At 66.8% G+C, this 9630-nt stretch carries 9 protein-coding genes, 2 rRNA genes and 1 pseudogene; 4 read left to right on the top strand and 8 right to left on the bottom strand.

All coding sequences use genetic code 11. The annotated features are described in order from the left end of the window. Positions 1–110, top strand: a pseudogene (locus JO059_RS02535) (methylmalonyl-CoA epimerase); the annotation flags it as partial. Positions 111–121: 11 nt separating this feature from the next. Here JO059_RS02535 and JO059_RS02540 read toward each other — a convergent pair. Next, positions 122–415 carry a hypothetical protein gene (locus JO059_RS02540; RefSeq protein ID WP_293314530.1) on the bottom strand — a complete coding sequence of 98 codons (294 nt, stop codon included), beginning with the start codon at positions 413–415 and terminating at the stop codon, positions 122–124. Positions 416–438: 23 nt separating this feature from the next. After that, complete coding sequence (gene nucS, locus JO059_RS02545; protein ID WP_293314532.1) at positions 439–1110, bottom strand: endonuclease NucS; 672 nt, start codon at positions 1108–1110, stop codon at positions 439–441. Positions 1111–1155: 45 nt separating this feature from the next. Here nucS and JO059_RS02550 point away from each other — a divergent pair, with 45 nt between their 5' ends. Continuing rightward, positions 1156–2781 carry an adenylate/guanylate cyclase domain-containing protein gene (locus JO059_RS02550; protein ID WP_293314534.1) on the top strand — a complete coding sequence of 542 codons (1626 nt, stop codon included), beginning with the start codon at positions 1156–1158 and terminating at the stop codon, positions 2779–2781. Positions 2782–2814: 33 nt separating this feature from the next. Here JO059_RS02550 and JO059_RS02555 read toward each other — a convergent pair whose 3' ends face one another. The 4 genes from JO059_RS02555 to JO059_RS02570 all read right to left on the bottom strand — a co-directional run bounded on the left by JO059_RS02555 (position 2815) and on the right by JO059_RS02570 (position 6821). Then, complete coding sequence (locus JO059_RS02555) at positions 2815–3846, bottom strand: NADP-dependent oxidoreductase (RefSeq protein WP_293314535.1); 1032 nt, start codon at positions 3844–3846, stop codon at positions 2815–2817. Further along, positions 3843–4835: an LLM class F420-dependent oxidoreductase gene (locus JO059_RS02560; RefSeq protein WP_366516142.1), complete on the bottom strand. Its 993-nt coding sequence runs from the start codon at positions 4833–4835 to the stop codon at positions 3843–3845. Before JO059_RS02560 ends, JO059_RS02555 begins: the two co-directional genes overlap by 4 nt. Before the next feature lie 8 nt (positions 4836–4843). Further along, complete coding sequence (locus JO059_RS02565) at positions 4844–5995, bottom strand: acyl-CoA dehydrogenase family protein (RefSeq protein WP_293314539.1); 1152 nt, start codon at positions 5993–5995, stop codon at positions 4844–4846. A 130-nt stretch (positions 5996–6125) separates the two neighbouring features. Next, entirely contained in the window at positions 6126–6821 is a 696-nt protein-coding gene (locus tag JO059_RS02570; RefSeq protein ID WP_293314541.1) for a cutinase family protein, read from the bottom strand. Between the two features lie 353 nt (positions 6822–7174). Between JO059_RS02570 and JO059_RS02575 the strand changes: the two genes are divergently transcribed. Together JO059_RS02575 and JO059_RS02580 are read left to right on the top strand one after the other, a co-directional pair. Further along, positions 7175–8680: a DNA-3-methyladenine glycosylase 2 family protein gene (locus tag JO059_RS02575; RefSeq protein WP_293314542.1), complete on the top strand. Its 1506-nt coding sequence runs from the start codon at positions 7175–7177 to the stop codon at positions 8678–8680. Further along, on the top strand, positions 8677–9174 hold the full coding sequence (locus tag JO059_RS02580) for a methylated-DNA--[protein]-cysteine S-methyltransferase (RefSeq protein ID WP_293314543.1): 498 nt from the start codon (positions 8677–8679) through the stop codon (positions 9172–9174). The genes JO059_RS02575 and JO059_RS02580 overlap by 4 nt, the downstream gene beginning before the upstream one ends. A gap of 60 nt (positions 9175–9234) precedes the next feature. Here the strand turns inward: JO059_RS02580 and rrf are convergent. Both rrf and JO059_RS02590 read right to left on the bottom strand, forming a co-directional pair. Continuing rightward, a 5S ribosomal RNA gene (gene rrf / locus JO059_RS02585) occupies positions 9235–9347 on the bottom strand. A gap of 96 nt (positions 9348–9443) precedes the next feature. Continuing rightward, a 23S ribosomal RNA gene (locus tag JO059_RS02590) occupies positions 9444–9630 on the bottom strand; the annotation flags it as partial.

Below are 9630 nucleotides of genomic sequence, written 5' to 3' on the forward strand. Positions count from 1 at the left end.
GGTTGGTCTACGAAGCGGCCCGCCGCGGCACGGCGAACTCCCGGATCAACTTCATCCATCCCAAGGACGCCGGCGGGGTGTTGATCGAGCTGGTCGAACCGGACTCGTAACACCCCAGCTGTCAAGACCAGCGTCGGGTTGGGGCGCGAGTTGCTCGGTTGGCCCAGCACGGACTGTGCCAGTGTCGCCGGTCATCCGCGCCGGCGAGCGAATCCGTCCGCCACACCACCACGTGTGCCGTGCCGGAACGGATCTCATGATCACACCCGGGACACCGATAGTTCTTGACCGCTCGGGATGCGGGGACTGGGTGCACCTCGTATTCGTGGCCGTCGGGCCCCGTTTCCACACGGCGCAATGCCGGCGCCGGCGCTACGGGCCGCTGCCGGCGGGGCGGTGGGCGGCGCCGAGGCATGGACGCAATTCTAGTGGGGGAACTCAGAACAGCCGGTACTCGTCGTTGTCCATGCCGCGCATCTTGTCGTAATCCAATGTCACGCAACGAATCCCGCGGTCGACGGCCAGAGTGCGCGCCTGCGGCTTGATCTGCTGGGCCGCGAAGATCCCTTTCACCGGCGCCAGCACGCTGTCGCGGTTGAGCAGCTCGAGATAGCGGGTGAGCTGCTCCACGCCGTCAATCTCGCCGCGCCGCTTGATCTCCACGGCCACCGAGCCGCCGCACTCATCCCGACACAACAAATCGACCGGACCGATGGCCGTCATGTACTCGCGCCGGACCAACGTGTATCCCTCGCCCAGCAGTTGGACGTGCTCGGCAAGCAACGCCTGTAGGTGCGCCTCGACGCCGTCCTTGACCAGCCCGGGATCGATTCCCAGATCGTGGCTCGAGTCGTGCTCTATCTCGTCGACGGTGATGCGCAACTGTTCGCCCGCCTTGTTCTCGACCACCCACACCGGCGCCGGGCCATCGACATCTTCGGTCACCCAGCACGGCGGACTCATCCAGTTCAACGGCTTGTAGGCGCGGTCGTCGGCGTGCACGCTGACCGATCCATCGGCCTTGAACAGCAGCAAGCGTCGGGCGGATGGCAGATGGGCGGTGAGGCGGCCGACGTAGTCGACGGTGCATTGGGCGATCACAAGACGCACCCGACACACCTTAAAGCGTGGGCGACGAATTAGGCTGTCGCCACGATGTTGGCCAACCAGACAATGGCGCAACGCCTGGGCCGAGTGCTGGAGCGGGTGACCCGCCAAAGCGGTCGCCTGCCCGAGACGCCCGCCTACGGCTCCCTGCTTCTTGGCCGGGTGTCGGAAAGCCAACGCCGGCGTCGCATACGCATCCAGGTCATCATGACCGTGCTGGTCCTGGGGGCCAACGTGCTCGGCATCGGCGTGGCACTGCTGTTGATAACGGTCGCCATTCCCGAACCGAGCATTTTCGACGACGCGCCGGCGTGGCTCACATTCGGGCTGATTCCGGGCTATGTCGCAACCGCTTTGGCGGTGGGGACGGTGTGGATCACCCGACGAACGGTGCTGGCACTGCGCTGGGCGATCGAGGAGCGCACACCGACCGAAATCGACGAGCGCAAGACCTTCCTGGTCCCGTGGCGTATCGCCGCGTTTGAGCTGATCCTGTGGGGCATCGGGGCGGTGCTGTCGACAATCCTCTACGGCCTGGTCAACACCATGTTCATCCCGCGGTTCCTGGTCTGCATCAGCTTCTGTGGCGTCCTGGTGGCAACGGGCAGCTATCTGCTCGCCGAGTTCGCGCTGCGCCCGGTGGCCGCTCAGGCGCTCCAAGCGGGACCACCGCCGCGGCGTTTGACGGCCGGCATCATGGGCCGAACCATGGTGGTCTGGTTCCTGGGATCAGGCGTCCCCATCATCGGCATCGGTCTGCTGGCGCTCTTCCAGATCTTGATGCGCAACCTGACCGAGACGCAGTTCGCGGTCGGAGTGCTGATCGTGTCGTGGGTGACGCTGAACTTCGGGTGTCTCCTGATGTGGATTCTGGCCTGGTTGACCGCGACACCGGTGCGCGTGGTGCGCGCGGCCCTCCGCCGCGTCGAGCAGGGCGACCTGCGGGGCGACCTCGTCGTGTTCGACGGCACCGAGCTCGGGGAGCTGCAGCGTGGTTTCAACGCGATGGTCGACGGTCTGCGCGAACGCGAACGCGTGCGTGATCTGTTCGGGCGGCACGTCGGGCGCGAGGTCGCGCTGGCCGCGGAACGGGAGCGACCGAAACTCGGCGGCGAGGAACGCCACGTCGCCGTGGTGTTCATCGACATCGTGGGCTCCACCCAACTGGTGACCAGCCAACCCCCCGCGGAAGTCGTTGCGGTACTTAACGAATTCTTCGCAATCGTCGTCGACGAAGTGGACCGGCACTGCGGGCTGGTCAACAAGTTCGAGGGCGACGCGTCGCTCGCAATATTCGGAGCGCCGAATCACCTCGAACGGCCCGAAGATCAGGCGTTGGCCACCGCGCGGTGCATTTCCGAGCGGCTCGCCGACGAAATGTGCGAGCTCCAAGCCGGCATCGGTGTGGCCTCGGGTCAGGTGGTGGCCGGCAACGTGGGCGCGAAGGAACGATTCGAGTACACGGTGATCGGCGAGCCGGTCAACGAGGCCGCAAGGCTGTGCGAGCTGGCCAAGTCACACCCTGGCGGATTGCTGACGACGGCCAACACACTCGAGTGTGCGAGCGAAAGCGAGCGCGGTCATTGGTCGTTGGGCGAGACCGTGACCCTGCGCGGTCACGAGCGCCCGACGCGGCTGGCCACACTCGCCGAGGGCGCCCGGTCGCAAAGATGATCCGGCCACCCGTTGGGCGTAATGCGGCGGGGCCTAGCGCGACGGCGCCTGGTGCGACGGCGGATCGTTGAGCGCCAGGATCAGCTTGCCGGTGTTCTGGCCGGCGAAGAGCTTTTCGAGTGCTTCCGGGAAGTCACCGACGGTGCCGCGCTCGATCTGCTCGTGTGATCGCAGTCGGCCGGTGCGGATCCAATTCCCCAGCTGCGCAACGGCTTCCGGGTAGCGCGTCGAGAAGTCGAAGACGACAAAGCCCGTCATCGACGCGCGCGCGACGAGCAGTTGCATGTAGTTCGCCGGTCCACGAGGGGCCTGGTTGTACTGCGACACCGCACCGCAGAGCACTATGCGGGCACCCTGTGCCAGCCGGTTCAGAGCCGCCTCGAGTGCCGCGCCGCCGACGTTGTCGAAGAACACGTCGACGCCGCCGGGCGCATGTGTTCTCAACTCCGCGCGCAAGTCTGCCGTCTTGTAGTCGATGGCGGCGTCGAATCCCGCTCGCTCGATCAGCCAGCGGCATTTGGGCTCGCCCCCGGCGATGCCGATGGCGCGGCAGCCGTGAATCTTGGCGATCTGTCCGACGATGTTGCCCACCGACCCGGCGGCGCCGGACACCAGCACCGTTTGACCGGGTGCGAGACGCCCGATGTCGAGCAAGCCGAAGTAGGCCGTGAGACCGCTGATTCCGAGCGCGGCCAGGTATGTGCTAGCCGGGGCGAGGCTGGTGTCGATCTTTGCGACACCCGCCCCGTCGGAGACCGCATAGTTCTGCACCCCCAGGAGTCCCGACACGTGGTCGCCGACGGCGAAGTCAGGATGGCGGGATTCGACGACGCGGCCGACGGCCAGCCCGCGCATCACCTCACCGATCTCCACGGGCGGGACGTAGGAGCGGCCCGCGTTCATCCACGTGCGCATCGCCGGATCGATTGAAAGGTAATCGATTTCGACGACGAATTGTCCGTCGCCGGCGCTCGGGACGGGCTCCTCGATGATCGACCAGTCAGCGGAGCTGGGTAGCCCCATCGGGCGGCCGGCGAGCCGGCATTGCGTGTTCGCCGCTGTCACGATGCCGCCTCCTCGTCTGCTGCTGCGAGCCTGCGGCCCTCGGCGGCGCACCGAAGGACCGCGCGGCCCGCGGGGTCTTCGGCGGTGACCGGCACCACGGCGACGGTGTCCGCGCCGGCGTCCAGGTAGGACCGCAACCGGGCAACGATTTGCTCGCGGTTGCCGAATGCGCCCAGCTGCGCGGCAAGCTCGAGAGGAATCGCGGCCGCCAACTGCGAGCGCGGCGCGCCGCTGCGTGCACGTGCAACGAGCTCGCGGACGCCGAGCTCGCTGAACATCTCGCCATAGCCGGGCGGGGCGAGGTAGACGGCCAGCTGGTTGGCTAGCTGCCGGACGGCCGCCTCACCGGGTTGCAAAGCGACCGGCACCCACACCGTCACGTGCGGGGCCGCGCGCTCCGCGGCCGAGGCGTGGTCGTCGACTTGTTGTCGCACCTCGGCGACGCGTTGCGGCGTCGATAAATTGAGCACTATTTCGTCGGCGAGCTGAGCGGCCAGGCGGATCATCGCGGGCCCGAAAGCACCGACGCCGATGCGGGCGTGCGGCAGGGAGTGGCGTAGCCGGAACCCATGGCTGCGGAGATAGCGCCCGTCGTAGTCGGCGCGCTCGCCGCGCAGCAGGGGCCGCAGGCAGCGGATGGTTTCACGCATGCGCGCCGCGTTGTGCGACCACTCGCGGCCGTGCCAGCCGGTCACTATCGCGGGGCTGGAGGCACCCAGCGCGACGTCGACGCCGCAACCGGTGAGTGAGGCGACCGAGCTTGCACCCAGCGCGATCGCGGCCGGGGTTCGCACGCTGATGGGGAGCGGGCCGAGCTTGAGCCGCAACCCGGGCGCGCGCGTACCGATGACGGAGGCGAGCGCGAATGCATCGAAGCTCGCCATCTCGCCGATCCATAATCCGGTCAGACCGGCCTGGCTTGCCGACTCGGCGATCTGAACCGCCTCCAGGTCGGGCCTGTCCAGCCAAAACGGCAGCACCGCTTCGATTCTCCCGCTCACAACATCGCCACTTGGGTGGGCTGACCCAGCAGAATGCGGCCCGGGAGTTCGTATGATGCTTGGTTGACCTGGAAGTGCGCGGTCGCGGTGAAGGCGTCGCGGAAACGGCGTTGCAGAGGCGCCCCGTCGTAGATCGCGCTGCCGCCGGCGAGGTCATACACGGTCCGCACCACATCGGCCGCGGTGCGCACCCCGTGGGTGGCGGCCAGGCGCAGCCGAGTCCGTACTTCCACCGGAACCGACGGGCCCGCTTTGCTTGCCCGCCAAGCGCTTTCGATGGCATCGTAGTACATCGCCCGCACCGCCTGCAGTGCCGATTCTGCGGCGGCGACCGCCGCCTGGATCGTGGGACGCTCGGCCAGGGCGCGACCCGAGGCGCCGGTGGCCTTGGCGCCGGCGACCTCGATGAAATCGTCGATCGCGGCGCGGGCGTTGCCCATTGCGGCCGCGGTGATACATGCGGCGAAGAAACCGAACGGCGGGAATCGGTACAGCGGCCGGTCGATCAGCGGGCCGTCGAATATCGAGACCACTTGTTCGTCGGGCACGAATACCTCGTCGGCGACGGCATCGTTGCTGGCGGTTCCGCGCAGCCCAAGAGTGTGCCACGTGTCGAGGACGTGCAGCCGCTCGGTGGGCAACGCGACGACGGCCGGACGGTCGTCCAGCACGCAGCCGGCGAACAGCACGTCGGCGTGCGTGATGCCGCTGCAGAACGCCCAGCGCCCGGACACGACCACGCCGCCCGGCGCGCGCCGGGCCTTACCTCGCGGCGCCCACACTCCAGCGGCCACGCCGCGTCCCGACCCGAACAGCTGCTCGCGGCTCACGGAAGGGAGATATGCCACCAGCAGGCTGCTGGTGATCGCGATCGAAACACACCAGCCGGTCGAGGCATCGCCGCGCGCCACCTCCTCCGCGCACCGCAGGGCGGTGCCGGGCGCCAGCTCCAAACCGTCGACCTCCATCGGCGCACCCGCCCGCAGCAGACCCGAGTCCCGCAGGGCGCCAAGCAAATCCGCGGGAAGCCGGCGTTCTCTTTCGATCTGATCCGCCATGCCCCGCGCCAGGTCGGCTATGTCCCGGGCTCGCCGCGCAATATTGCGCCGCGCGCCTGCCGGCGCGGCCGTGAGGTCGGTGTCGTCCATCGCGTCCTCGCATTCACAGAAGCTACGTCACTGTAGCCAGCCTGGCCCAACCGGTGTTACGCGAGGCGATCAGGAGGGAGCGCCCACCCATGACCGAGGCCACGTCACGGCGAGAACGATTCCCCTGTCGTCAGCTGCCGAAGCCTCGACGCGGTGGCGCGACGACGGTCGTTGTGACACCGGGGCCCTCGTCAATGCGGCTGGCAGCGAAGGCTGCGCCCGTGTCGATCGTCGCCCCGTCGCCCGCATACGTGTCATGCGCGGCGAAATTCATCCCGTCCGAGCAGACGGGGTCCTCGGCCTCGCACACCTTGATCGTCTTGGCCTGATACAGCGGGCCGATTGCGACCTGCGGCTCGCCGAGGAAGTTCATCGCCCGGGTGTTGGGCAGGCCGAACAGCACGACGGAGGAGACGTGGTTGGCCACTTCGGGATCCAGCGGTTTGGGCACGCTAGCCGGATCGACCCCATCCGGAATGGCGGCCGAGGTGACGAAGCCCATCACGGCGGCGCCTTGGGAAAACCCGCCCAGCACCATCTTGGTGTTGGGGCAGTCGTGTGCCATCGAAACGACGTGCGCGCCCGCATCCCTGATGCCGTCGACGCCGGTGCTCCACTCGTGGGTGGCCGGATAGTTCACCGGATACACATCGAGCGACCGAGCGCCCACCCGCGAACGCAGGTCGTCGACGAACGCCTGCCCGGTCGAGCCGACACCGGGCGGCTCATCGGTACCGCGGGCAAACACGACCTGCACATCCGGACACGGGCCCGCGCTCGCGGACGGGACGACGACGGCGATCGCCAGCGCCCACGTCGCCGCCACTGTGGCGCCGACGAGACCAGCGACCTCGAGCGCGTTCGGGCGCCGCCAGGTGCGGCGCCGACTTCTCGCCCAAACTCCTGATCGAACCCGCGCCCACTCCTGCTGAACAGCTCTCGAGTGGCCTCCAACCCCCATGTCACACCCCTCGACTCAGATCGACAACGTACTGCGGCGGTCTCGACTCCGAGTAGAGATTTTAGGTCTTCCCCGCCGCCGTCGGCGACTTATTCGGCCCTGCGATGCGAGTCGGGTTGCGTGTTACGCGTCCGCTGCGGGCTCGACCGAGCGAGCCGGCTCACGACGATGTCGGTTTTCCGCCAGTTTTGTCGGTCCCCCGATGTAACTGTGGAGGCGTGTACGAGGATTTCGAACGCTGCTACCGGGCGGTCCAGTCCAAAGATGCCCGGTTCGACGGCTGGTTCGTCACCGCGGTGCTGACCACCCGGATCTACTGCCGGCCCTCTTGCCCGGTCCGGCCGCCCTTCGCCCGAAACGTTCGCTTCTATCCGACCGCGGCCGCGGCACAACGCGACGGGTTCCGGGCGTGTAAACGCTGCCGTCCCGACGCGTCCCCGGGATCTCCCGAATGGAACATACGCGGAGACGTCGTTGCGCGAACGATGCGGCTCATCGCCGACGGCACGGTGGACCGGGAGGGTGTCGGCGGCCTCGCCGGCCACCTCGGTTACACCACCCGCCAGCTGGAGCGGCTATTGCAGGCGGAGGTCGGCGCCGGGCCGCTGGCGCTGGCCCGCGCGCAACGAGCGCAGACCGCCCGGGTGCTGATCGAGACCACGGACCTGCCGTTCGGTGACGTCGCATTCGCCGCCGGCTTTTCCAGCATCCGTCAGTTCAATGACAGCGTGCGTTCGGTATTCGACAGCACGCCGACGGCGCTGCGCAAACGCGCAGGGCTCCGGCAGCGGTCCGATGAGCCGAACGCCGATTCGCAGGGTGCCGTATGCGTTCGGCTTCCGGTACGCACACCGTTCGCCTACCAAGGGCTTTTTGGCCACCTGGCGGCCGGCACCGTCCCCGGCTGTGAGGAGGTTCGCGACGGCGCATACCGACGCACCCTGCGGCTGCCGACCGGCAGCGCCGTGGTGTCCCTGACACCGGCCGTCGACCACGTACGCTGCCGGCTCATGCTCGACGATTTCCGCGACCTGACGACGGCGATCGCGCGGTGCAGGCGCCTGTTGGACCTCGACGCCGACCCCGAAGCGGTGGTCGATGCGCTGAGCACTGACCCCCAGCTGGCGACTGTGGTGGGAAAGGCTCCGGGACAACGGATTCCGCGCACGGTCGACGAGGCCGAACTCGCGGTGCGGGTGATACTGGGCCAACAGGTATCGACCAAGGCTGCGAGGACCCATGCGGGCAGGCTGGTCGCGGCCTACGGGCAGCCGGTCCATGATCCCGAGGGAACGTTGACCCATACTTTCCCGTCGGTTGCACAGCTCGCCGACATCGATCCGATTCATCTGGGGCTGCCCAGGGCCCGGCAACGGACGCTCAGCTCGCTCGTTGCCGGCCTGGCCGACGGCAGCATTGCCCTCGACGTCGGGAGCGATTGGGAAACCGCACGCAAACAGCTGTTGGCCGTCCCGGGTATCGGCGCGTGGACCGCGGAGGTGATCGCGATGCGCGGCCTCGGCGATCCCGACGCCTTCCCAGCCGGCGACCTCGGTGTTCGGCTGGCCGCCAAGCAACTCGGATTGCCTTGGGACCAGCGGAGACTCATCGAGCGCAGCGTAGGTTGGCGTCCTTGGCGCTCGTATGCGACCCAACATCTGTGGACCACTCTCGAGCACCCCGTAAACGACTGGCCACCGCAGGAGCCAAAGGAGATTGCATGATCCGCTACCGCATCGTTGATAGCCCGATCGGACCGCTGACCGTTGCCGGCCGCGACTCGATTCTGACGAACGTTCGCATGGTCGACCAGACGTACGAGCCCAGCCGTGCCGACTGGTCGCCCGACCCGTGGGCATTTGGCGGCGTAGTCGAACAACTCAATGCCTATTTCGCCGGCGAGCTCACGGATTTCGATATCGAATTGGATCCTCGAGGGACCGAATTTCAGCGTCGAGTATGGAACGCATTGCTGACGATTCCGTACGGAGAGACGAGGTCTTACGGCGCAATCGCCGAGCAGATCGGCGCACCCGGTTGTGCACGAGCCGTGGGGTGGGCCAATGGCCACAATCCCATCGCGATCGTCATTCCGTGCCATCGTGTCATTGGTGCCAACGGAAGCCTCACCGGCTACGGAGGTGGGCTCGACCGAAAGCGAAGCCTGCTGGAATTGGAAAAAAGGCATGCATCGGTGAATTTGACGTTATTCGACTAGATTGTTGGACCGCAAGAAGAATGCAAAAACACCCCCGTCGCCGGGGGTGTTTTTGTATATGTTCGGCGGTGTCCTACTTTTCCACCCGGATGGGCAGTATCATCGGCGCTGACAGGCTTAGCTTCCGGGTTCGGGATGGGACCGGGCGTTTCCCTGTCGCTGTGGCCGCCGTAACTCTATTACGGAACTCTATTTTGTTGGTGTATTGGTGGGGGGTGTGGCGCGCCACGACATTTCTGTCAGGCGCTGGATCCGTGGTTGCGATTTGTGTTGGTAAGTTTTCGGCCGGTTAGTGCCAGTTCCCTGCACCCATTGCTGAGCTTCTAGGTCTGGCCTATCGATCCCGTGTTCTGCGGGGGGCCTTATCCCTCTAAAAGGGTGAGAAACCTGATCTTGGAGAAGGTTTCCCGCTTAGATGCTTTCAGCGGTTATCCTGTCCGAACGTGGCTATCCAGC

Source organism: Mycobacterium sp., assembly GCF_019247615.1.
GTDB lineage: Bacteria > Actinomycetota > Actinomycetes > Mycobacteriales > Mycobacteriaceae > Mycobacterium.

Excerpts from the sequence above, each read along its gene's own strand:
- JO059_RS02550 (WP_293314534.1), top strand. The coding sequence starts at position 1,156 with ATGTTGGCCAACCAGACAATGGCGCAACGCCTGGGCCGAGTGCTGGAG.
- JO059_RS02540 (WP_293314530.1), bottom strand. The coding sequence starts at position 415 with ATGCCTCGGCGCCGCCCACCGCCCCGCCGGCAGCGGCCCGTAGCGCCG.
- JO059_RS02580 (WP_293314543.1), top strand. The coding sequence starts at position 8,677 with ATGATCCGCTACCGCATCGTTGATAGCCCGATCGGACCGCTGACCGTT.
- JO059_RS02565 (WP_293314539.1), bottom strand. The coding sequence starts at position 5,995 with ATGGACGACACCGACCTCACGGCCGCGCCGGCAGGCGCGCGGCGCAAT.